Here is a 24,023-nt window from a genome sequence, read left to right on the forward strand (position 1 = left end):
GATTGCTCTGAAACTGTAACTACTTCAGTTCCTTGGAGGACAGGCCCAGGGTGCGGCGAGCAACGACCAGCTGCTGAATCTGCTGGGTACCTTCGAAGATGTCCAGGATCTTGACGTCGCGGGACCACTTCTCCAGCAGGTTACGCTCAGAGTAACCGAAGGTACCTGCCAGCTGAACGGCACGGAGGCAAATCTCGGTGCCTGCACGGCCGGCCTTGGCCTTACACTCGGAAGCTTCCAGAGTGTTCGGCTGCTTGTTGTCAGCCATCCACGCAGCGCGCAGAGCCAGGAGGTATGCAGCCTCCCAATCGGACTCCAGCTTCAGGTACTCAGCTGCAGCAGCGCTCTGGGTGTGTGCCGGTGCATCGTAGTCAATCTCGATGCCAGCCTCTTCCAGGATGCGACGCAGCTCTTCCAGCGAAGCACGGGAGACGCCGATGGCCATACCCGCAACCAGCGGACGAGTGTTGTCGAAGGTCGCCATTGCGCCGGCGAAGGACTTCTTAACATCAATGTCCGGGGAACCCAGCAGGTTCTCCTTCGGAACGCGGACATTGTCCAGGCGGAGCACTGCGGTATCCGAGGAACGAATACCCAGCTTCTCCTCCAGGCGCTCAACGGTGAAGCCCGGAGTGCCCTTCTTCACCAGGAAGGACTTGATGGCAGCACGGCCCTTGGACTTGTCCAGGGTCGCCCACACAACGACGGAGTCGGAACGCTCACCAGCAGTGACGAAGATCTTCTCACCGTTGATGACGTACTCATCACCATCGAGCTTGGCGGTGGTGGAAACTGCGGAGGAGTCAGAACCGAAGGACGGCTCGGTAATTGCCATGGAAGCCCAGGTCTTACCGAAAGCCTCCAGCTGCTCATCGGTAGCAACAGCTGCGATAGCTGCGTTACCTAGACCCTGGTACGGCAGGGACAGGGTCAGACCCACGTCACCCCAGCAGGTCTCAATAACGTTGAGCAGCGAAGCCATGTTGCCACCGTTTTTTACACCGGTGCGCTTCGGCTTCTTATCGTCACCACGTCCACCGGAAGCACCGGAGAAGCCACGGCCACCATCTGCCATGCCGTCCATCATGGAGGCAAGGGTGTCGAGTTCCTTCGGGTACTCGTGCTCAGCGAGATCGTACTTACGGGAAATCGGTCGGAAGATCTCAGCGGCGGCCTGATGCGACTGGGACGCGCCCGCCTTGAGGAACTTCGGCAGTTCGAGGTTAATCATTTTCTTTCCTCTTAATTCTTTTCGGCTGAAGTATCTAGCGGTTTACAGAACGACGATGCCTTCGGCGACACCAATTGCGCGGAGGTCACGGTACCAACGCTCAACCGGGTGCTCCTTGGTGAAGCCGTGGCCACCGAGCAGCTGCACACCGTCGGAACCAATCTTCATACCCTTTTCAGTGGCGAAGGTCTTAGCCAGAGCTGCCTCGCGAGCGAAGCCGCGACCCTGGTCAGCGCGGGAAGCACCGCGGAGAGTAATCATGCGGAGACCATCGAGCTCAATCTTGATGTCGGCGACCATGAAGGCCACTGCCTGGCGGTGGGAAATCGGCTCGCCGAATGCCTGACGCTCATTGACGTAAGGAATGACGTAGTCGAGAACTGCCTGAGAAGTACCCATTGCAAGAGCTGCCCAGCCGAGGCGGGAACGACGCAGAATGTCGAGGTATGCCTCTTCACGGTCTGCAGCCGAGGTGCTAGCGCCGCCGAGAATGTTCTCGGCCGGAACCTTGACATCCTTCAGGATGACGCGACCCATTGCGGCACCGCGCAGACCCATGGACGGGTCAGCCTCAACGTGGAGACCTTCAGTGTCGGACTCAACGATAACCAGAGCCGGCTTACCCTCGAGCTCAACACCGATGATGAACAGCTCAGCTGCGCCGGCGTTCGGAACGAAGGACTTAACACCGTTGAGGACCAGCGAATCGCCCTCGCGCTTTGCGGTGGTTTCAGGCTTGCGTGCGTCGAAAAGCGGGCGCGGCTCTGCGAGAACAACAGCGGCGGCCGGGACGTTCTCGCCAGCGAATGCCGGCAGGTAGGTCTTCTGCTGCGAGTCGGAGCCGTGAGCGGTCAGGGTGGCAGCGACACCGGCCGGAGCCAGCACTGCCAGAGCCAGACCCATGTCACCGTAGGACAGAGCCTCCGCGACCAGCGCGTTGGTGGTGACGTCCTCGCCGGTAGCGATGCCCTCGAAAGCCTCCGGGACGTTGATCATAGTGACGCCCAGCTCAGAAGCCTCAGAGACGAGATTCTCCGGGGGAGTTGCCTCGTGGTCGGACTTGTAAGCAGCCTCGCGCAAGCGCGACTCAGCAAACTCCTTAACCGTCTCGACGATCATCTGCTGATCCTCGGTCGGGGTGAGGTCGAAGAGCTTCTTTGCCTTCTCCTCGGCTGCGGCCTCCTGTGCAGCCTGGGCTTCCTCAGCCGGACGCTCCGGCTTACCGGAACCGGAAATCTTCTTAAACTGACGGTTCGCGGCACCAAGGGTCTTAAAACCGGACTTGGTGGACTGGTACACCACGCGGTCGATCTTTGGCTGAAGGTCGTACTTCTGGGCGAAGTCCGAACCAGTAATCGACGTGATGAACCGCATTGCCGCTCCGATAGCGTCGCGACCAGGGTTATTGCGGCCGACAGTCGAATCTTCGCGGTTCTTCTTCTCGCTCATGTGATCATGGCCTTTCGAGTCAGAACTATTACTGGCATAACAATAAAACAATCACGTGACCGTTGTCACAAGAATTGAAAAAACATTGCCAAGTAACAGAAAACTTTCAGGCTTCTAACTTGTCAGGCGATAACGCGGTTAACAACGTAGTTGCGATCAGAGAGCTCACCAAGCAGAGCCTCGGGCTCGAAACCGTACATCGCCCAACGGGCACGCGCAGTCCACGCAAGCGCATCTTCGCTGCTCAAACGGTGAAAGTTAACCTGGTAGCCACCGGAGTAGACATGCAGCAGTGTGTAGCCACCGGGGTATGCTTTGCACGCGCCGGTCTCCAAATAATCAACGCCGGCCCCAACATCACCGCGAGTACGCTTTGCACGGTGGGTGTGACCTGCCCCCGCAAAGAATACACCCGGAGCGTCGTTAAGCATCTGCTGCAAGCGTCGTGCATCAGCGCTGTTGAGAATGAAGGTGGGCCCGGCAGCATGTGTCCAACCAGCCTCGGAGGTAATTGGGTGATGAGCCAGCACAACTGTCGGCTTACTGGGGTCACGCTGCAATTCCCGCTCCAGTGCATCGAACTGTTCCGGGCTAATTTCGCCGCCGGACTCATCCAACTTCGATGAATCCAGCCCTATGACACGGACCGGCCCCTGCTGAGTGACCCACAGTTCCTGCCGCGGACGCCCCAGGAGAACACCGAAGGGATCGCGATGATTCTCGGTACCCTCCAAAACCGGGAATTCGTCGTAGCCAGCAGATGGATCGGCATCCGGCTTATGCGGACGATCATGATTGCCGCGGGTGACAAACCACTGCCGCTCCTGAGCACCAAAAGTATTCATAATCTCGGCAAATCGACGCACCTCCGCCGGACGTGCTTCCGACGTGGCATCACCGTTGACGAAAACCTTTTCAATCCCCATCCCCCGCAGCTCGGCGAGCGCAGCCGTCAGCATGACCTCGGGATACGGCGCGGCACCCGGTTCAGAAAAGATAGGAGCGGGGAAATCGCCGGTGATAATACCGTGCCCATTTTCGCCAATATGCGCGTCATTAAGGATGGCAATCGTGGTCAGGTACTCCCCTTCCGGAGCGACCAACGTCGTGAACTGTCCAGTTTGCTCGGGTGCATTGGGGAGGTTTCGGGTAATTAATCCCGGCTCGGCGACCAGTCCATTCGATCGACATTCGAAACGGTACGTGGTTCCAGGGCGCAGCTTATCGACGGTCACAAAGTGGTAGCCAACCTGCGTCTCGTCCTTATGTACCACGGGTAGCTCGCCGCCCTCATCGGCATCGACTGGCACTAGCGCAACTTCAGTGTCGGCCGGCGCCAGTGGAGCCAGCTTCCCCCACGCTGGATGTGGGCCTGCATACGTCGCCCACGAAAATGTCACCGACGTATCGGTCACGGTCACGACTTCCAGGTCCGTCACAACAAGGCCGCTGGTCAACCCGGTGAATGGAAACGGCGACTGGTTCGGGGCCGCCGATGCAACTGCTCGCGTCCCGACGCTATTGACGGCAACCGCTACAGCCCCCGCACCCGCTACTGCTCCCAAGCGCAATACGGATCGCCGATCAATTTTCTTATTCCCATTTACCGAATTCACGGGTGAAGAAATTACGGGATAAAAATAATCCCGGTGATAACACCGGGATAACTACACATGAATTCAGTCGCTTACGCTTCCGGCTTCACGATCGGGAACAGCACGGTTTCGCGAATGCCAAGGCCGGTCAGGGCCATCAGCAGGCGGTCAATGCCCATGCCCACACCGGTCGTCGGCGGCATGCCCTGCTCCATTGCGTGCAGGAAGTCCTCATCCAGAACCATGGCCTCGTCGTCGCCGCCAGCGGCCAGTCGCGCCTGATCCTCAAAGCGCTCACGCTGGACAACCGGGTCAACCAGCTCGGAGTAGCCGGTAGCCAGCTCGAAGCCACGGACGTAAAGATCCCACTTCTCGGTCACGCCAGGCTTGGAGCGGTGCTGACGAGTCAGCGGAGAGGTCTCGACCGGGAAGTCGCGGACAAAGATAGGACCGTCGAGCTGGTCTTCACAGAGCAGCTCCCAGATTTCCTCAACCAGCTTGCCGTGGCCCCAGCCGCCCTTCTCCGGAACCTCAAGGCCAATCACATCGGCGATTGCCTTGAGCTCCTCGACGGTCGAGTCAATAGTGACTTCCGGCTGACCAGGGAACTTGCGAGCAAGTGCCTCGTTCAGCGACGGGTACATCTCAATCTGCTTCCACTCGCCGCCAAAGTCGAACTCCGTACCGTCGGCAAGCGTAACAGTCGTCGAACCGAAGACCGCGACGCAGATTTCCTGAATGACCTCGCGGACGGTGCGGGCGGAGTCATCGTAGGTGCCGAATGCCTCGTAGTACTCCAGCATCGCGAACTCCGGGCTGTGCGAGGAGTCGATACCCTCGTTGCGGAAGTTACGGTTGATCTCAAAGACTCGCTCCATACCGCCGACGACGCAGCGCTTGAGGAAAAGCTCCGGCGCGATACGCAGGTAGAGATCGATGTCCAAAGCGTTGGAATGAGTCACGAACGGACGTGCAGCTGCACCGCCGTGCAGAGTCTGCAGCATCGGGGTTTCGACCTCGAGGAAACCGCGACGCTCAAGTGCGTGGCGCAGCTCGCGGATGACCTTGATGCGAGTCAGTGCGTTAGTACGAGCCTGCTCACGCATAATCAGGTCCGTGTAGCGGTGACGCACGCGGCTGTCCTCGGACAGATCAGCGAACGACACCGGCAGCGGACGCAGAGCCTTCGAGGCCATCTGCCACTCGGTAGCCATCACAGACAACTCGCCGCGGCGCGAAGAAATTACGCGGCCAGTAATGAGGACGAAGTCGCCCATATCTACGTCCGACTTCCAAGCAGCCAGGGCGTCCTCGCCGACCTCAGCCTTGGAAAGCATGGCCTGCAGGGTCGTGCCGTCACCCTCCTGCAGAGCGGCAAAGCAGAGCTTGCCGGTGTTACGAATAAACATGACACGACCAATGACGGTCACGACATCCTGAGTCTCCTCGCCAGCCTCGAGGTGGCCCCACTCTTCACGGACATCCTTGAGAGAGTGAGTACGGGGAACCTCAACCGGGTACGGCTGAATTCCAGCCTCGAGCAGGCGGTCACGCTTCTCGCGGCGAATGCGCAGCTGCTCAGGAACGGTGGCGGTGTTTTCAGGGGTCTTCTTCGCGTCAGTCACGGCTATAAAGGTTAGCCGACTACACCGCCGACCTGCTAGTTGAGTGCCCTTTAGACGCCAATCTTCTTGCCATCAGTGCGTACAACCTGAACGACGGCCGGGCGTGGCTGCTCCTTGCCGCCGTCCGGCCAGTGCGAGGTCGGGTTGGTGGTCGGGTCCGGGTTGTCGCCGACTGGATGACCCTGATCCGTCTCGATTTCGCCCGGGTGCTGGACGTTGACCATCACGCGGTTGGAGAAGATCTGCGGACCACAGGTCTCTGCAGCAACCGGAACAGTCAGGAAGCACTTGGTCTCACCACGACGCTCGCCTTCGACGGCAACGGCGAAAAGGCCGTCGTTGGAGTCCAGCGCGTTGCCGTCGGTGGAAACCCACAGGTTGCCGTACTCGTCAAAGGCGACGTTGTCCGGGCAGGAAATTGGCGAGACCGATTCCTTGTCGAAGCCACCGAAGTAGGTGTAAGCCTCGTTCGGGTCACCACAGACCAGCAGGAGGTTCCACTTGCCCTTGGTACCGGCGTGGTCATCTTCCATCTCCAGAACAAGGCCATTCTTGTTCTCGGTGATTGGTGCGACCTCGACGGCGTCGGCAAGCGGGCGCCCTGCACCATCCTTGCGTTCCTTGCCCTTGTCGTCCTTCGCGCCCGCCTTACCGCGGTACTTGTTGTTGGTCAGCGCCGCGTAGACCTTACCGGTCTTCGGAGACGGCTCGATATCCTCCGGGCGGTCCATACGGGTCGCACCGACCTTGTCACCGGCGATGCGGGTGTAGATGCAGACCTCTTCGGCGGTCATGCCATCAACGTGGGACTCGTGCTTGCCGTCTGCCTTGGCGGTCATCAGCGGAAGCCACTCAATGTCACCGTCGAAACGGCCGTCCTTCGGCAGCTCACCGGAGCCGTCAATCTCGGACTCGGAATTACCGTTGAACTTACCGACGTAGAGAGTGCCCTCGGACAGAATGCCCATGTTGTGCTTGAGGTCCCCCTCCTTAATCTTGCGGGAGGAGACGAACTTGTAGATGTATTCGAAACGCTCGTCGTCGCCGGAGTAGCACACGACCGTGCCGTCGTCGGTGACGTAAATCTGACCGGCTTCATGCTTGAAACGGCCCACTGCGGTGTGCTTGACCGGGGTGGAGTTCGGGTCAGATGGGTCAATCTCTACCAGCCAGAAGAAGCGGTTCGGCTCGTTCGGCTCCTTGGAGACATCGAAGCGGTCGTAGTACTTCTCCCACGCGCGGTCGGACAGCTCTTCATTCTTGACCGAGTAGCGCTTGAGCTTCTTAACTGCGTCCTCGTCCTTGAGCTTGCCAACGTTGCCGAAGTACTGGTCAACGTTCTCCTCACCGGACAGGTAGGTACCCCACGGAGTAACACCACCGGAGCAGTTGTTCAAAGTTCCCTCGACCTTCATACCGGTCGGGTCAGCCTTGGTCTTCAGCAGATCGTGACCAGCAGCCGGGCCGTCAACTGTGAATTCGGTGAAGCCAGTGATGCGACGGTTACGCTTGTCGCTGAGAATTGGCTTCAGGAATCCCTTGTCATCCTCTTCCACAGCAAGGATGGTCTGGCCGTGGGCAGCCAGTCCGATGTCGACCTGCTCCTTAGTGGCATCTTCTTTCTTGTAGGCACGGAACATCATCGGCTCGGTGGTGTACTCGTGCGAGCAAACGTACAGCAGTGTGCCGTCTTCAGCCTTAATCAGGCCAGCGAAGTCATTGTTGAAGCCGAACTGCTTCAGCTGGTTTTCCGGAGTCTGCTTGTCAAAGTCGAACTCCGGGCCACCCTCGTGGATTGGGTCGCCCCAGCGAATCAGAACATTCTGCTCGTAGCCGTCCGGGATAACGACTGCGTCTTCCGTGTTCGGCTTGACGGCTTCGAAACGCATACCCTCCGGCGATTCGTCCTTGCTACCGTCACCGGCAGCAGCGGTACCGGAGGCGTCGGAGCCACCTGCGGCGCTGCCCGAATCATCAGAGGAGCAAGCGGCCAGCACGGCGCCACCGCCGACCGCAAGAGCACTAGCACCAGTGACCTTCAGTGCCGCGCGACGGGAGAATGCGCGCTGGGAGAACGCCTCCTTCGCAACATCACCGAAGTACTGGTTGTCCGAGAACTCGTTCGGAGCATCGTCAGCACAGGCATTACCACACTTGTAAGTGCAGGTCAGAGAGCTGCGAGAGGTAGCAAAAGGATTTGTCAGCAGATTCTTGCCAATACGAACCACGGGGAGACCGCCTTTGTATAGCTTCGACTAGGTGAGGAAATGGAAAACTAAAACTTTTAGATCCTCTAAGAAGCTAAGGACGTTGCGTTACCTTTCGGTTTCTAAAAATCAACTCGCCAATGAGCTTTAGCTGACGGTCTAATGACTTGCGCTTTAACGCAAAGTGAACACCCTGGTGTTGCGGTTCTCCGGCTCGACTCTTCTCTCCAACTACGCAGTCGAGCCCCAGCTCTGCGGGCTACGTGGACTAGCCCTGGTTCTCCGGGCTACGCGGATTCTTCAAATCAGAACCCTCCGGCACATCCGCCGGGTCATTGCCACTTTCCAGAATCTTGTTGTCCTCATCGACGAAGATGACATTCGGCTTGTACGTACGCGCCTCAGCGTCATCCATCATTCCGTAGCCGATGATAATAACCAGATCACCCGGCGATATCAGACGAGCGGCGGCACCATTGATAGAAATGATGCCCGAGCCGCGCTCTCCGGTAATGCAGTAAGTAGTAAGCCGGTTGCCATTATTGATATCGACGATGTCGACGGCTTCACCTTCAAGCAGGTCGGCCGCTTCCATCAAATCAGCGTCAATCGTGCACGATCCAACGTAGTGAAGATCAGCCTGAGTCACCGTGGCACGGTGAATCTTGGACTTCAACATAGTGCGAAACATGAAAAAGGTAGGTCCCTTCCTGGATTCGTCCCCTGGATGCTTGCCTACCGCGGCACCCCTTAGCGTGGCAGGTTGTTAGTCGGCACACTATAATACGACAACTTCCCAGCCACGAAAAACTACTTCGAAAAGCCGTCCTACTCGCTGTCCTGCTCAACGCCAAAGCCGGCGTTCTTCAGGTTTTCTTTGCTGGACTCATCTTTCAGGCGGGCATCCCGAGCAGCGCGGACCTTTTCCTGCAGCTCAGCCAACTCAGCAGCCTCTTGCTCAGTCAGCTCGCCGTCCAGCCCCGCAGCCGACAGGGCCGCTGACGCAATTTCGGCGTCCTTCTGCCCGAGCTGACCGAAACCGTTTGCCGAATCCGGGCGCGGCGCACCCAGAATCAAGCCAACATTATCAATGAGACGAGTAGTGCCGACCTTCGCAGCAACCAGTAGGCGAGCTTCAGTCTCCTGGCCGTCGCCGCGCAACACCTCGTCGGAAAGCGGGGCGAGCGCAGCGTCACGCAGCTCCAAATAATCCAACTCGACCTCAGGCTGGCTGGCGAGCACGCCACGCGCGGTTTCCAGCACAGCATCCGCACCACGGTCCGCGACAAAAGCGCCGGCAGTCAGCGCAGCGGACAGGGTTACTGCGAGATTGCGCTGCTCCTCGGAAAGATAGCGGTTGCGGGAGCTCATAGCCAGCCCATCGGCCTCGCGAATCACTGGCACACCGTGCAGCTGCACCGGCATATTCAGGTCAGTGACCATCTGCTGCATCAGGCACAGCTGCTGGTAGTCCTTCTCACCAAAAACGGCATCAGTGCAGTTGGTGATGTTGAAAAGCTTGTTAACCACTGTCAACGCACCGGCGAAGTGCCCCGGGCGAGTAGCACCTTCGAGCTCAGTAGCCAGCGGCCCCGGCTGCACGGTCGTGCGGAAACCGTTGGGGTACATCTCCTTCGCGTTCGGCGCAAAGACCAGCTCAGCACCGACAGCGCGGAGCTTCTCCACGTCTTCATCCAGAGTCCGCGGGTAGGCATCAAAGTCCTCCCCCTCACCGAACTGCAGCGGATTGACGAAAATCGACACCACCACAACAGCGCGCGGCAGTGTCTTCGCGGCCTGTACTAGTTCAAGGTGCCCCTGGTGTAGCGCACCCATCGTAGGTACGAGCACCACCGGCCGCCCGGTCTTCCGCAACGCACGGGTGACCTGCGCGATTCCCGCAATAGTCCTGTGAACAGTTGTCTCTCCGGCGGTATACCCCGTCATGTTTCCTCCGCGTTCAGATCTACCGGACCAAACTTTTCGTCCGACGGCAATACCTTACGCCACATCCCGGATGACCAGAACAACCAGCCCGCTCAGCTCATCGGCGCAGGTACCGCAAAACTTCGTTGGCGCCGCGCAGCTCGGCGATGCGCTCGGCAAGAGCCAGGTAGGCGGTTCCCATTTCCGGCGCCACCGCTTCAATTTCGCGTTCATGCTTGACGACGGTTCCAAGGTCGTCCCGCGTCACCGGGCCGGTCAGCCCCCGGGAACCCCACCTCAAGGCATTGTCCAATGAAGCTTCAAGCAGTGGTCGGAGCAGTTCGGCGGCCTGGCCTCGACGCAGTTCAGCTAGGTCGGTGTCTTCGGCTGCCGCATCTCCGCCGATAGTGGTTGCCAGCATTTCTACTGCATCGACCACAACTGCGCCGAGACCGTTTGAGCCGTGGGCCATAGCCGCGTGATAGAGGCCGCGGTGCCGTTCGTTGATGAACACCGGACGACCACCGAGTTCACCAATGAGCAGTTCACTGACTGTTTTCGCGAGCTCATCCCCAACCGTGATGCCCCATGGGCAACCGGTCAGAAGCTCGGAGTCGTCGTCAAGCCCTGCGAACGTCATTGCGGGATGGGCTGCGATGGTCAGCGCGCCGGTGAGCGCGACCGGATCGAGCACGGCACGCCCGAGGGATCCAGAAGTATGCATGACGATGCGTCCGGGGCCGACGTGGCGGGCAACTTCCTCGGCAACCTCGGCGATGGCGCGATCCGGCACGGCGATGACGATGAGCTCGCAGGTGGAAGCTGTGTCGGCAATGCTACTGACCTGGGCGTTCGGGAGGCGTAGATGTGCTCGTGTGACCGATTCTGGTGAGCGCGCGACCACATGGGTGACACGATGCCCACAGCGCTCTAGCGCTTGGCCGAGCGCAACCCCGACTTTTCCGGCAGAAATAATCCCCACCGTCAACCGCGGAGCGGTTGTCCGATGGGGATGGGAATCATGCTGGCTTTGCGTCATGACTGACTAGGTTAGACCAAACCAGCTATGTGCGGTGAGTAGGCCGCGCATACGCAGCTGGCGGCTAGGCTTCTTCGTCCTCGCGCTGCTCCCTCTTCTTGCGCATCTGCGCCATCAGCTCGGCGACAGTGAGGCTGCCCTTGTTGTCCTCAGCACGGCGCCGACCGTGGCTTGCAGGCTCTTGCGCCGTTTTTTGAGCTGACTCTTCTGCAAGGTCCTCATCGCGAATGGCCTGCAGCTGGCGAGTCGGAGAGTCCGAGGCATCGTCCGATTCCGGCGCAGCGAATGGGTGCCGTGCACCGTGTGCCTCGTGAGCACCGCCCTGAGAATCATCCTCTGCAGCGTCCTCGGCCGGGGTTTCCTGCCAGTTGATGGCGCGGAAAGAGTTAGTGGAGAACTTCTCCTTGGAAACGGTTTCGTCATCCTTGGAATCGGCGACTTCGTGGACGTCAACCGGCTGACCAGACGGCGAGAATGTACGGCGCATGTCGGTGGCCTCGGCATCTTCAACCGGCGAAGCGGAGGATGCGGAGCCCGTGCCGCCGTGCTGGGTATGAGCGCCGACAGTGCCGTTAGCGGTCATCTCAGCACGGTGGGAAGTCGCGCGTGGTGTCGGCCGGTCGTGACCGGTCGGATCCTTCATCGGCGAGGCTTGCTGTGGCGAGTCGAGCTCACGCAGACGCTCGGCCTGGGCGCGAAGAGCAACCTGCTCGTCGTCGAAATCCTCCCCCATGAACTCAGCAAGCTGGGCGCGCAGTGCAAAGACCTCAGCGCGCAGCGCCGCAATGTTGTCATCGTTGTTGCCCTCAAGCGAGTCCAGGTAGTTCTGCTCGAGAATCAGTTCCTGCTCACGGTGAGTAGCCAGCTCGCGGTCAAGCTCCACCTTGTGCAGCTCCTCGATTGTCTCCAACCGCTTGCGCTCCAGCGCAATGGTCTTGCGGTATCGAGTCACCAGCACAGCCCCGATAACTGCCGACCACAACGCCAGCAGCACGGCAACCTTCATCCACCCGGCAGAGGAGGCAAAGAGCATGACGATACTGGCAATCACCGCGAGCATCAGCAGCACAACCATGAGAATGACGGCGGTTTTCTCCGTCATACCATCGGTAGAACTGAATTTCGTCACATCATTGCTCTGCTCATCTGCATATGCCGCATCAGCCCCGGAGTTAGCCCCAGCGGAGTAGCTTTCGAAAGCCGAAGAAGGCGACGGAGACGGAGACTCGGCCATATCCGACGAAGTAGCTGCCGCGTCGCCCTGAAAATATGCGGCATCACCCGAGCGCTTCGGGTCATTACCGGCGTTGGAGAGGTCAGTCATAACTCCCACCCTACCGAGTTAGTTCCCATTTCCCCGCTAGGAGGCGAAGAATTTTCGCCATCAGTTGGCAATTGGCAAACTTTTTCCAGCCACAGCCCCGCCGCAGCGAGCAAAATGCCGGATACTGTGCCGACAATCATGATCGGCCCGTCGGCCTGTGCAGCCGCAAGCTCCGTCCACTTCGGCAAAGCCCACAGCACGCCACCGGCGTACAAACCTCCGAGAATCGCCCCCAACCATGCGGATGCCGTACCGACCACCAGCCATCGCGACAACGTTAACGGCTGCACCTGGCTGCGATCCTGCCCGACCTTCCCCTCTTTCAGCACCGACTTAATCCACCGCGCTGCCGCCACACAGACAGCTGTGAGCAACCAGGGAAACCCCAGGTCCCACCAACTTCGTGGCCCGAGCGCACCGAAAAACTGTGCCACGATCATCCATGACGCCAGTGCGAGAACCAGCGCAGATGCAGCCAACGTAATCGGTGAGGTCGGTTTCATCTCTAGGCCTCTTCTCCATCCGCGCTGTCTGCTAGACGCACTGCGTTTACGTCTTCAGGTGCCAGCTTATCGACGAGTGCCGCGACCCGAACTCCCCCCAATTCGGCATCCGGGTCGGCATCGAGCCACGGCACCAGTACAAAGGCACGCTCGGTTGCCCACGGATGCGGCAGGGTCAGAGTCGAATCGTCAGAGATGATCTCCTCGCCGGTGTCCTTGTCGATGACCTGCACAATGTCCACGTCGAGCGCCCGTGGTCCCCAGTGAATTTCGCGCACTCGACCAGCGTCATTTTCCAGTTTCCAACCAGCTTCCAGCAGCTCCATTGGTGTCCGGGACGTATCGACAATGAGCACGGCATTGAGGAAGTCACCCTGCTCTACCCCACCCCAAGGTGGGGTGGCATAAATTTTTGAGGCTGCGACCAATTCATCGGCGAAGAAGGCCTGCACACCAGTTAGGTTTTCTCGCGCGCGGTCCATGTTCGCGCCGATAGAAAGAACGGCGCGAATCATGCCAACCGCTTCTTCCGCGAACGGCGGGCTGTTACCGCAGCGTCATCAAAGTCGAGCGGAATGGGCGCATGCGGTTTGTGAATGGTTACTTCCACCGCATGTAACAGTGGGGACAATCCGCGTTCGGCGCGGCCATCGTCGTCGGCAAGCACTGCTTCGGCAATCTCGGTCGCGACGGTTTCGATGAGGTTGCGCGGAGTGCCGGTCAAAATTCCGTGCGCTGTGGCTGCGATGTCGGCGTAGTTGACGGTGTCGTCCAGCTCGTCGCTGGCAGCGGCACCGGAGAAATCCAACCACAGGGTGACATCACAGATGAAGTCCTGGCCATCGCGGCGCTCGAAGTCGAGACAGCCGTGGTAGCCGCGGGCTTTCAGACCTTTGAGTTCAATGCGATCAGCCACTGTTTCTACTCGTCTCCTTCCAGAGCCGCCTCGGCTGGCGATTCAGCAGGAGACTCATCGTGCTGTGCAGCGCGGTTAGAGCCACCTTCCGGATAGTCGCCGGCCGCGGTGTAACCGGTCAGTGAGCGGCCAAGGTTCCATGCCTGCGCCACCCGCACTGCGTCGAGGTTGTCGGCCACATTGTGAACTCGAACCGCCCATGCGCCCGCCGCTGCGGACAGCGCGGAAATTGCCGTAGTCGCAGCATCAGCCTGCTTTGGTGCGCGTGCCTCACTGCCGACGGCGGCGGCGAAACGCTTGCGGGAAGCACCGACCAACACGGGGAAACCGAGGTCAATAAGCTCCGGCAGGCCGTGGAGGAGCGCCCAATTGTCATCGGCGTTCTTGGCAAAGCCCAGGCCTGGGTCGAGGACAATATTTTCCTCGGCGATGCCGGCGCCCATGGCACCGTCGACAAGCTGAAGCAGGTGCTCACGGACATCGGCGACAATGCCGTCCGGGTGAGTTTCGGCGCGTCCAGAAGCGGAGCCGAAGCGATCGGTCTTCCAGTGCATCAGGCAGATGGGCACATCGGCATCGGCGCAGACTGCGTACATGTTGGGGTCTGCGAGACCGCCGGAGACATCGTTGATGAACACCGCGCCCCTGGCGATTGCTGCCTCTGCGACACTTGCGCGCATAGTATCGACGCTGATCAGGTGCCCGTCTGCCGCGAGCTCACGGACCACCGGCACGACCCGGGCAATTTCCTCATCCTCGGAAACGCGGTGTGCGCCGGGACGAGTGGACTCGCCACCGATGTCGAGAATATGTGCGCCTTCAGCGAGCAGCTCGTGCGCATGGGCAATCGCCGCGTCGAAGGTCTTGTACAGGCCGCCATCGGAAAAGCTGTCCTCGGTGACGTTGACAATGCCCATCACTTTGCAGAGCTGATTCTCGATACCCATCTCCGCCGGCTGTCCTGCCTGCGCTTGCAAGGGGGATTCAGTCACCTTGTTGTCCAGCCTTTCCAATCGACCATTTAACTGTTGCGTTAGCTCTTGCGGATGAGCGCCATTGCCTCTGCGCGCGAACGGGCATCCGTCTTGAAGCCACCGCGGACGGCTGAGGTCACCGTGCGCGCACCCGGTTTGCGGATACCGCGCATGGCCATGCAGAGATGCTCCGCTTCAATGACGACGATCGCCGAGGCCGGATCCAGCCGCTCCACCAAGGCATCCGCAACCTGACTGGTCAGACGCTCCTGCACCTGCGGGCGCTTCGCATAGCCATCGACCAGACGAGCGAGCTTGGACAGGCCCGTCACACGACCGTCCTTGCCCGGGATGTAACCAATGTGGGCAACGCCGAAGAACGGCACCAAATGGTGCTCACAGGTGGAGTAAATCGGGATGTCCTTCACCAAAACGAGTTCTTGATGATCCTCGTTGAAGGTCTTTGCCAGCACCTCAGACGGATCTTCAAACAGGCCCGCGAAAACCTCACGGTAGGCTCGCGCCACTCGCGCCGGTGTCTCCTTCAGGCCTTCCCTGTCGGGATCCTCACCGACGGCAATCAACAGTTCACGAACCGCAGCCTCGGCCCGCCCCTGATCGAATTCGCGCTCCATGATGTGTACTTATCGCTCCTCGTTGGTGTCCGGCTTGTCCTGCCAGGCGCTGTTGTCTTCGTTTCGCTTGACGACGCCGTCCTTATCCGAATCGTGCATCTGTGCCCCCTTGTCATCGGAGTTGTCGGCGTTCTTCGGGTTTTCCGGACGTTCTGTGTGTTCCGGCTGCTCGTTATCCGGCAGGCGGAATCCGCGCAGCTCCTGCTGTTCTCCTGCCGACGGCATCACCGTAGTCGGGGTGGCATCGCTGCCAGAGTTGTCCTGGCGGTGACGTCCGCCCTGCCTGTCCCACGGCATCTTCGGAGGGGCAGGGATATTCGCGGAGCCGTTGCCACCGCTGCTACCAGTACCGGTTGCCTTCGAGCCGAAGTCCGGCGCACCTGCCGGGTAGTTAGCAGTGCCCGGGTGCTGGCCACGCGCGTTGCCCTGGCCTTCCTGCGAACCCGGCTGGTTCTGCCCATCAGGGCGAGGAGTCGGCGCAGGCGCCGGTGCCGGTGCGGGAGCCGAACTGTGCGTGCTGCCGGTATCCTTCGGCGGCCAACCTGGAGCGGTCCAACCAGCCGGCGGTGGGGTGCCACCGTAAACCGGAACATTCGGTCGGTCCTGCTGGGCGCCCGGCAAACCCGGGACACTAGCATTACCGGCACCAGCGGAGCCTGCCGGCCCCTGACCATTGCCGTTGTTGCCCGCGTCCTGGTTCTCCGGTTCGCGGCGACGCACCGGCGCGAAGATGTTGACACGCTTCGGCGGTTCCTCGCCGCGCTCGATTGCCAACTCCACCGGTGTCTTCACCGGCTCGCGGCCATCGGCCGGGTGCTTAGTGTCGCTATCGAAGAAGTTCAGGCGCTCACGGGGAACGACATCGGTGAAGATAACTTCCAGATCCGGACGACGCAGAGTCTCCTTCTCCAGCAGTTTCTCAGCCAGAACATCGAGAGTGTCGCGGTTTTCCTTCAAGATGGCGTAGGCCTCGTCATGAGCCTTATTGATCAGCAAACGAACCTGCTGATCAATGGTTGCTGCCACCTCCGGAGAGTAGTCCAAAGAGCCGCTGCCACCGCGGCCGACGAACGGGTCGCCCTGCTCCTCCCCGTACTTCACCGGGCCGAGCTCCGGCGACATGCCGTACTCGGTCACCATGGCGCGAGCAATCTTGGTGGCCTGCTCAATATCGGCAGAAGCACCGGTAGTCGGCAGTCCGAAAACCAGCTCCTCGGCAGCGCGACCACCCATGGCGAAGACCAGACGGGCAAAGAGCTCTGGCAGGTTATACATGCCCTTGTCGTCCTCGGGGACGGTCAGCGCATGTCCACCAGTGCGACCGCGAGCCAAGATGGTGACCTTGTAAACACGCTCGATGTCCTTCAGCGCCCATGCGGCCAAGGTGTGACCACCCTCGTGGTAGGCGGTGACCTTCTTCTCCTGCTCGGAAATCACCTTGGAGGTACGACGCGGACCACCGATAACTCGGTCGACTGCCTCTTCCAACGCATCCGCAGTAATGATGTTGCCGTTGACGCGAGCGGTCAGCAACGCCGCTTCATTCAGCACGTTCTGCAGATCAGCACCGCTCATACCGGCGGTGCGCTTCGCCAGCGACGTCAGATCCGCATCCGGACCCAGCGGCTTGTTCCGGGCGTGGACCTTCAGAATTGCCTCACGGCCCTTCAGGTCTGGCGCACCCACCGGAATCTGTCGGTCAAAACGGCCCGGACGCAGCAGCGCCGGGTCGAGAATATCCGGACGGTTGGTCGCAGCCATGATGATTACGCCCTGACGATCACCAAAACCATCCATCTCCACCAGCAGCTGGTTCAGGGTTTGCTCACGCTCATCATGGCCGCCGCCCATACCGGCACCACGCTGGCGACCGACGGCGTCAATCTCGTCGATGAAGATAATGCACGGGCTGTTTTCCTTGGCCTGATTAAACAGGTCACGGACACGAGAGGCACCGACACCGACGAACATTTCAACGAAGTCCGAACCCGAGATGGTGTAGAAAGGCACTCCTGCCTCACCGGCGACGGCGCGGGCCAGCAAGGTCTTACCGGTACCGGGAGGACCGTAGAGCAGAACACCACGCGGAATCTTCGCGCCGAGCTCCTCGTAGCGAGCTGGGTGCTGCAGGAAATCCCTAATCTCGTCGAGCTCCTGGACGGCCTCATCGGCACCAGCAACATCCTCGAACGTATTGGTCGGGGTCTCCTTGTTCAGCAGCTTGGCGCGGTTGCCACCAAAGCCGAACATGCCGTTCTTGCCGCCTTGCATGCGGCTGAAGAAGTACATGATGACGAAGAAGAAGATCACCATCGGCAGCAGGAAGCCCAAGGTGGACATCAGGAAGGAATCCTGCGTGACCTTGGTATCGAACTTCTCCATGCCCTCGGCGGCGGTGACCTTGTCAAAGACTTGGTCGGTCGCACGCGCTGGGTACTTGGTCATCACCTTCGTGACGTCCTCAGTGCCCTCGACCTCCACGCCCTTCTTCAGGGTGAGGCGAATTCGCTGTTCGCGATCGTCGATCTGAGCTTCCGTGACATTGCCCTTATCCAACTGGGTCAGGGCAACGGACGTATCCACCTCGCGGTATTCCCGGGAATCATCCGCCAGCTGAGTAATAGCAAAGAGGATAATCAGGATGATGCCGGCAACGGTGGCAAACCGGAACACCTTTTTCTTGTCCATACAGTGGGTTCGCTTTTCGCTCTCTACATCTATTAGTTGCTTTTATTAATTGTACGCATCAACGAGTTCTTCTCGAAGACACATCAATGACACAACGTGGGGCCAGGGCTCATGGCACCTGACCCCACAGTAGGCATAACGCATCGCAACCGAAAAAAGTTTCCAACTCCTACTTTTCATCGCTAGAAGACAGCTAGAACTGCCGGAGGTACGCGCGCAATGCCCGTCGTCAAGCATCGGCACTGTGCAATAGCGCCGAAGACAGACCTAGCCCTGGTAAACGCGCGGGTGAAGCGTGCCGACGTACGGCAAATCGCGGTAACGTTCGGCGTAATCCAGGCCGTAACCGATGACGAACTCGTTCGGAATGTCGAAGCCAACATCCGCAACATCCAGGCTGGTGCGCACAGCCTCCGGCTTACGCAGCAGCGTAATGACCTCCAGGGAGCGCGGATTACGGTTGCGCAGGTTCTTCATCAACCAGGACAGGGTCAGGCCGGAGTCAATGATGTCCTCGACGATCACAACATCGCGTCCCTCAATATCTCGATCCAGGTCCTTCAAAATACGCACCACGCCTGACGACGAGGTGGAGTTTCCGTAACTGGAAACCGCCATGAACTCCATCTGGCTGGGAATGCTGAGCTGACGAGCAAAGTCAGTCAGGAAGAACACCGCACCCTTGAGCACTGCGACCAGAATCAGATCGCTGTCGGCATCCTTGTACTTCTCATTCACACGATGCGCCATCTCGTCAATGCGAGCATGCAGCTCCTCTTCGCCAATGAGAACTGCCTCTACCTCATCGCCGTAGGGGTTTGCGGGGACGTTGAAATCCTTCACATCATGCATCGCATTTCCTTTCCGCACTTCTATGGCGGCGTGTCGATGGAGCGTAACTGCCCCAGTGCAAGTTCAGAGCTATGGCAACCGATTGTTCTCAGCCGCCGGAAGTTGGATTGCGGCACCCTTCTTAAGGCACCGCGGGACGATTCATTACCAATTGTAGAGTGCCATCTTTTCGCTCAACGACCAACCTGGCATTTCTGTCAGCACCATCGCGACCACGGGTCACCGGCACTTCGCCCTGGCCGTGATAGCGGTGCACGAGCGCCAACACCATGCCGATCTGTTTACTGCTGGGCTCCGCACCCGCCTGCCTCAACCAACGTGCGAGGACGCGCACCGCGATGGCGTCGTCGAGCTCAGCCACCCCTCGCACAGACAGACTCCCGCTTGCCAACGCCTCTTCCTCCCCCAGCAGCGCATGCAGAGCTGACTCGGCGTGAGCGTCCAAAAAGTCATTGTCGACTGCGGCAATCGCCGCAGTCTTAGCGAGATTTTCCGCCACCCCCGGACCCAGCTCCTGCTCCAGCAGCGGCAAAATCGTCTTTCGAACCCGGACGCGGGCGTAATGGTCGTCATGGTTGTGCGGGTCATGCCACACCTTCAAGCCCAGCTCTTCGCAGCAGAGCTGAGTATCTGAGCGTCGTACACCGAGCAGCGGGCGCAGAATCCGAGTCCCGTCAGACCACGTGAGGTTGTCGCGGATGGCGGACAGCGCCTGCGGACCACCTCCCCTGGCCAGCCGCAGCAAAACTGTTTCCGCCTGGTCGTCCAAGGTGTGGGCAAGCATCAGCGCCGCACCTCGAGATTGGGCGACCTCCCGTAGGACTCTGTGTCGTGCCAAACGCGCCTCGTATTCGGGACCACGGTCGGAATTGTTGTTGATATCGACCGCGATAACCTCGGCCGTAGCCCCCATCCCCCGAGCTATGTGGGCGGCGCGCTCGGCGACTTCTGCAGAGCCCTGCTGAAGCTGATGATCCACGACGACGGCGTGGACTTTGCGGCCGGCCAGCGCACCCTTGGGCCCGAGAGCTTCCGCACAGGCCCCGGCGGTCAGGGCCAGCGAATCCGCACCACCGGAAAGCCCAATGACGACACCGCTGCCCAATTCCTGCCCCACCTGCTGCACTATCGCGCGGACAGCTTGCCGAATGATGAGGAAATGAGGGCTGCGGTCCGGCCAAAAAGGTCTAGCCAACGCGCCCACCACTTGCGATGGTTTCCATCGCGGTAAGCAGAATTCGCTCCTGGGTCGGGCGCGCAATCAGTTGCACCGGCACCCCAGAGGTCGGTTCCACAACGATGCCAGCCGGGAATCCCAGGTAATTCCACGTCGAGACGTAGGGAGTGAAGCGCAGATTGGACAGCAGGTTCACAATCCAGGGCATGCGATGCCACGCGCGGATTCGCGGTGGGTTCTTGGCCAGAGCCGGGGTAATCAAGATGGTGTCACCCGGTAGCTCACGCTCGATGCGGGCGCCATCGCGTGCCACTTGGCGGCCATTGATTGTGAAACGCAGCAAGCGTCCAATGCCGGCGTGGACTCGATTGCGCCACTCCAGGTGATCAGGGCGCGGCTCGTCGCGAAGCTGATCCGCCACCCCCGCAGTCCAGCGCGCGAGCATCGGCAGTGGGTTCAGCGGGTACGGCATGTTCTTTTCCGTGACGGCAAATCCCTTGTCCGCGAATACTCTCGCCGCCTGTTGTGCCGCATCGACGTACTCCGGTGCAGCCTTCAAACCGAATACGGGCGCAGTGGTGTCCACGCTGACGGCGAAGTTTTCAGGCAGGGTCTTCGCCGGATCCTCCGCATCCACCATGCCATTTGTGAGGATCTTGGTGATCAGGCGCAAGTCATCGTTGTCGACTGTGAGCACCCCTTGGACAGACATTCCGTACCAGTCATTGCCGCCCACGCGCCCCGGCATTGTTCCCGGGGTCGCCTTCAGAGTCGAAAGCCCGCAGCACGCTGCAGGGATACGAAGTGACCCCATGCCGTCGTTGCCCTGCGCAAACGGAACCATCCCAGCGGCGACAGCCGCTGCGGATCCACCGGAGGACCCACCCGGAGTGTGCCCCGGCAGAATCGGATTATCGACTGCCAGCCCCGGCAGCGTCGTCGTCCCCCACGTACAGAACTGCGGATTCACCGTAGTTCCCACCGCGATTGCACCGGCGCTAGTCAACTGCTGGACAAACGGGTTCTCTAGAGCGGTGTTTTCCTTCAGCGCAAATGGCACACCTGCAAGCGGCAACTCCGAGAGTTTCTCGCTTTGCTCGAGTTCCCGCGCAGCCTGCAGAGCCCTATCCGCCCACACTTCGCGGAAGGCATGAATCCCTCCATCCAGTCTGGCGATAGCGTCGAGACTGCGCTGCACGCTGTCCACGGGGCTTAGCTTTCCCTCGCGGACCTGTGCGGCAATCTCGCGAACGGTTGGCAAATTCCTAATCGCGGAAGTGTGAGAGGCCATTGCGGATTCATCTCCTCAAATTATTTTCAGTGGCAAATGAATCTCAGTTTAGATATCCGCAAGGGCGCTCGCTGCCTTATCGGACGCAGCTCTTGCCGGCAACAGGCTCGCCTCGTTGGAAATCAGTGCGAACGTCAGCACCTGCCCCGACTTCGTCACCACATATCCCGCCAACGCCGAGGCTTTATTCAGCGTGCCTGTCTTCGCACGGACGATGCCCGCCCCGGACTGACCAGCAAAGCGCGTCGCCAGAGTGCCGGACACTGCCGCCACCGGCAGGCTGTCCAACAGTGGGCGCAACCGCAACGCAGTGCTTTCCGACGACTCCTGCGACTCCGCCAGTCCTCCCTGCTCAGCCGATTCCACCGGCCCCGCGGCGGAATTGAGCACCTCGGAGAGATGCTGCGGAGAAATACGGTTATCCGTGCTCAGGCCGCCGGAGTCCGACAGCACCGCACCATCGAGAGGAAAACCGTGCTCCGCGAGAGTGTCACGCACGGCACGTGCGGCCCCCTCAAAGGTCGGCGGCAGACCGCGAGAGATAGCCACCTCACGGGCAATGGACTCTGCGAGCACGTTGTCGCTGTAAATCATCATCTCGTGCACACGGGTAACTAGCGGAGCCGACTGCACGAGCGCAACAATGTCTGGGTCCAGAGGTAGTGACTGACCATCCTTGGCTGCATCCCTCAGGCTGCCTCCGTTTTCCGCACCAAGCGCCTTGGCCAGCGCATCAGCTGCATCCGCAGCGGGCGTGGCGCTGCGCTGCGATTCTTCATTCGTCGGATCGATACGACCGGCATCCATCATCACCGACTCCACCGGTGCGATGTAGCCGTCCTCCAACCCCTCGCGCTCCCAGGTCTCGTGGAAACTCTCGGTGAATAGAGAGTTGTCGAGATAAACCTTGCCGACCCCCTCCGGAATGACCACGGAAATCTTTTTCGCCAACTCAGCGATTGAAGCCGAGTCCTGGAAGAACCCTTCCCCGTCCTTGCTTAAGGTAGGGTCGCCCCCGCCGTGCAAAACGATGTCATTAGTCCCCGTAACCCGGGAGACGCGGGTGGAAACCCGATGATCTTCACCTAAGTCCAACAGTGCGGCAGACGCGGTGAGAATCTTCATGCTGGACGCCGGCAAGGCCACCGCGGTGTCATTGATCCCCCACAGTTTCTGGCCGGTAGTAGCATCGCTAACAATTCCATGCAGCTCACCGAAGGCTGGATCGGCCGCAGCAGCGTCCATGATGGCGCTGACTTTTTGGGCCAGAGCGCCGTCGTCAAGCGAAGACTGCGCCGCCGTCACAGGAGCAGAGACATGACTGACCGCGGGCGGTGCATCGACAACAATCTGACGATTGTTATTGACGACAACCGCTACGCCGCTGCCCGCTGCGATAACGAGAACACCGGCGATGGCACCGCCGATTTTCAGTCCGCGCGACTTCTTGGATTTGCCGGATTTTACGGAACTGGGCGATTTTTGCGTGCCCTTAGCGGCGGTTTTGGAGCTGTCAGAGTCGGTACTACCCACGGTCACAAACACCTTCTTCCTGAAAACAAAACCTCACTTAAGGTGCACAAATAAACGGTTTTGAGCGGGTTTCGCATAAGATAGCCGTCAGAGAAGTGTACACCGATTATAAGGAGTCATCGCCGTGAGCGTTGAGGTCACTATTGAGATCCCGAAGGGTCAGCGCAACAAGTACGAAGTCGACCACGAGACCGGCAAGGTCTACCTCGACCGCTACCTGTTCACCCCAATGGCCTACCCGGCCGACTACGGCTTCATCGATGAAACCCTCGGCGAGGATGGCGACCCGTTGGACGCTCTCGTGATCCTGCCGGAGCCGGTTTTCCCGGGCGTTATTGTCAAGGCTCGTCCGCTCGGCGTTTTCAAGATGACCGACGAGGCCGGCGGCGATGACAAGCTGCTGTGCGTCCTGGATGATGTCCGCTTCGACCACTACCAGGACATCGACGATGTTTCCCAGTTCACCAAGGACGAGATTGAGCACTTCTTCGTCCACTACAAGGACCTGGAGCCGGGCAAGGAAGTTTCCGGTTCGGGCTGGGGCAACAAGGCTGAGGCTGAGCGCATCCTGGCTGAGGCTATCGAGCGCCACAAGTAAGAGCCACAAGTAAGAATTGCGCTAGCCAATCTCCCTTCCTGGGGCTCGCACCTTTGACGCAGTTCCTGTGATTCAGCGCTACGGCCGTCGGAGTTTTCCTCCGGCGGCCTTTGTGCTTCCGGCGATAAGGTCAGATTGCGTATAGTGCGCACTATGGAAACCGTAAACGTATCTGAAGTACCCGAAGACGCACAGATCATTGATGTCCGCTCACAGATGGAGTGGGATGACGGCCACGCCACCGGCGCCGTTCACATCCCCATGGAAGAGATTCCGTCCCGCTACGGCGAGCTAGATTTGGATTCCGACATTTACCTGATGTGCCGCTCCGGTGGACGCGCCGCTCAGGTTTCTTCCTGGTTGGAGAAGAACGGTATCGACACCATCGTCATCACCGGCGGCATGATCGACTGGGAGCACTTCGGCCGCCCAATGGAGAAAGCCAACTAAATCAACTACA

At 59.8% G+C, this 24,023-nt stretch carries 20 protein-coding genes and 1 pseudogene; 2 read left to right on the top strand and 19 right to left on the bottom strand.

The window, feature by feature from the left end:
* Positions 1-19 precede the first annotated feature (19 nt).
* From QP977_RS00185 to dacB, 19 genes and pseudogenes are all read right to left on the bottom strand, one after another.
* On the bottom strand, positions 20-1,231 hold the full coding sequence (locus tag QP977_RS00185) for an acyl-CoA dehydrogenase family protein (protein ID WP_016421475.1): 1,212 nt from the start codon (positions 1,229-1,231) through the stop codon (positions 20-22).
* Between the two features lie 42 nt (positions 1,232-1,273).
* Positions 1,274-2,680 carry an acyl-CoA dehydrogenase family protein gene (locus QP977_RS00190; protein ID WP_048731769.1) on the bottom strand — a complete coding sequence of 469 codons (1,407 nt, stop codon included), beginning with the start codon at positions 2,678-2,680 and terminating at the stop codon, positions 1,274-1,276.
* Between the two features lie 122 nt (positions 2,681-2,802).
* Positions 2,803-4,296, bottom strand: coding sequence for a metallophosphoesterase family protein (locus tag QP977_RS00195; protein WP_016421477.1), 1,494 nt, complete (start codon positions 4,294-4,296; stop codon positions 2,803-2,805).
* Positions 4,297-4,367: 71 nt separating this feature from the next.
* Positions 4,368-5,900: a lysine--tRNA ligase gene (gene lysS, locus QP977_RS00200; RefSeq protein ID WP_016421478.1), complete on the bottom strand. Its 1,533-nt coding sequence runs from the start codon at positions 5,898-5,900 to the stop codon at positions 4,368-4,370.
* A gap of 50 nt (positions 5,901-5,950) precedes the next feature.
* The gene (locus QP977_RS00205) at positions 5,951-8,128 is read right to left on the bottom strand and encodes a PhoX family protein (RefSeq protein ID WP_049171890.1); all 2,178 of its coding nucleotides are present in this window, start codon (positions 8,126-8,128) and stop codon (positions 5,951-5,953) included.
* Between the two features lie 247 nt (positions 8,129-8,375).
* Entirely contained in the window at positions 8,376-8,798 is a 423-nt protein-coding gene (gene panD / locus QP977_RS00210) for an aspartate 1-decarboxylase (RefSeq protein ID WP_016421480.1), read from the bottom strand.
* 314 nt (positions 8,799-9,112) lie between these two features.
* Positions 9,113-10,054 (bottom strand): annotated as a pseudogene (panC, locus tag QP977_RS00215) (pantoate--beta-alanine ligase); the annotation flags it as partial.
* Between the two features lie 97 nt (positions 10,055-10,151).
* A complete protein-coding gene (locus QP977_RS00220) occupies positions 10,152-11,072 on the bottom strand; it encodes a Rossmann-like and DUF2520 domain-containing protein (protein ID WP_070653291.1) in 921 nt (306 codons plus the stop codon).
* Between the two features lie 64 nt (positions 11,073-11,136).
* Positions 11,137-12,396, bottom strand: a complete 1,260-nt coding sequence (locus QP977_RS00225; protein WP_070653289.1) for a DUF6779 domain-containing protein — start codon at positions 12,394-12,396, stop codon at positions 11,137-11,139.
* A complete protein-coding gene (locus QP977_RS00230) occupies positions 12,393-12,899 on the bottom strand; it encodes a DUF3180 domain-containing protein (protein ID WP_049190665.1) in 507 nt (168 codons plus the stop codon). The genes QP977_RS00225 and QP977_RS00230 overlap by 4 nt, the downstream gene beginning before the upstream one ends.
* Before the next feature lie 2 nt (positions 12,900-12,901).
* Complete coding sequence (gene folK / locus QP977_RS00235) at positions 12,902-13,414, bottom strand: 2-amino-4-hydroxy-6-hydroxymethyldihydropteridine diphosphokinase (RefSeq protein ID WP_070429765.1); 513 nt, start codon at positions 13,412-13,414, stop codon at positions 12,902-12,904.
* Positions 13,411-13,815 (bottom strand): dihydroneopterin aldolase, encoded by a 405-nt coding sequence (gene folB / locus QP977_RS00240; protein ID WP_016421486.1) that lies wholly within the window; start codon positions 13,813-13,815, stop codon positions 13,411-13,413. The genes folK and folB overlap by 4 nt, the downstream gene beginning before the upstream one ends.
* A gap of 5 nt (positions 13,816-13,820) precedes the next feature.
* Positions 13,821-14,762 (bottom strand): dihydropteroate synthase, encoded by a 942-nt coding sequence (gene folP / locus QP977_RS00245; protein ID WP_070653314.1) that lies wholly within the window; start codon positions 14,760-14,762, stop codon positions 13,821-13,823.
* 86 nt (positions 14,763-14,848) lie between these two features.
* On the bottom strand, positions 14,849-15,424 hold the full coding sequence (folE, locus tag QP977_RS00250; RefSeq protein WP_016421488.1) for a GTP cyclohydrolase I FolE: 576 nt from the start codon (positions 15,422-15,424) through the stop codon (positions 14,849-14,851).
* Positions 15,425-15,433: 9 nt separating this feature from the next.
* On the bottom strand, positions 15,434-18,112 hold the full coding sequence (gene ftsH / locus QP977_RS00255) for an ATP-dependent zinc metalloprotease FtsH (RefSeq protein ID WP_070653287.1): 2,679 nt from the start codon (positions 18,110-18,112) through the stop codon (positions 15,434-15,436).
* 267 nt (positions 18,113-18,379) lie between these two features.
* On the bottom strand, positions 18,380-18,964 hold the full coding sequence (hpt, locus tag QP977_RS00260) for a hypoxanthine phosphoribosyltransferase (RefSeq protein ID WP_016421490.1): 585 nt from the start codon (positions 18,962-18,964) through the stop codon (positions 18,380-18,382).
* A 121-nt stretch (positions 18,965-19,085) separates the two neighbouring features.
* Positions 19,086-20,159 (bottom strand): tRNA lysidine(34) synthetase TilS, encoded by a 1,074-nt coding sequence (tilS, locus tag QP977_RS00265; RefSeq protein WP_242458650.1) that lies wholly within the window; start codon positions 20,157-20,159, stop codon positions 19,086-19,088.
* Entirely contained in the window at positions 20,152-21,432 is a 1,281-nt protein-coding gene (locus QP977_RS00270) for an amidase family protein (RefSeq protein WP_070653285.1), read from the bottom strand. The genes tilS and QP977_RS00270 overlap by 8 nt, the downstream gene beginning before the upstream one ends.
* Positions 21,433-21,480: 48 nt before the next feature.
* Positions 21,481-22,965, bottom strand: a complete 1,485-nt coding sequence (gene dacB / locus QP977_RS00275) for a D-alanyl-D-alanine carboxypeptidase/D-alanyl-D-alanine endopeptidase (protein WP_242458651.1) — start codon at positions 22,963-22,965, stop codon at positions 21,481-21,483.
* Positions 22,966-23,089: 124 nt separating this feature from the next.
* Between dacB and QP977_RS00280 the strand changes: the two genes are divergently transcribed.
* Positions 23,090-23,563, top strand: coding sequence for an inorganic diphosphatase (locus tag QP977_RS00280; RefSeq protein ID WP_172954623.1), 474 nt, complete (start codon positions 23,090-23,092; stop codon positions 23,561-23,563).
* Positions 23,564-23,716: 153 nt separating this feature from the next.
* Positions 23,717-24,013 (top strand): rhodanese-like domain-containing protein, encoded by a 297-nt coding sequence (locus tag QP977_RS00285; protein ID WP_016421494.1) that lies wholly within the window; start codon positions 23,717-23,719, stop codon positions 24,011-24,013.
* The last annotated feature ends 10 nt before the right edge of the window (positions 24,014-24,023 follow it).

Source organism: Corynebacterium sp. MSK012 (genome assembly GCF_030232435.1).
Classification (GTDB): domain Bacteria; phylum Actinomycetota; class Actinomycetes; order Mycobacteriales; family Mycobacteriaceae; genus Corynebacterium; species Corynebacterium jeikeium_D.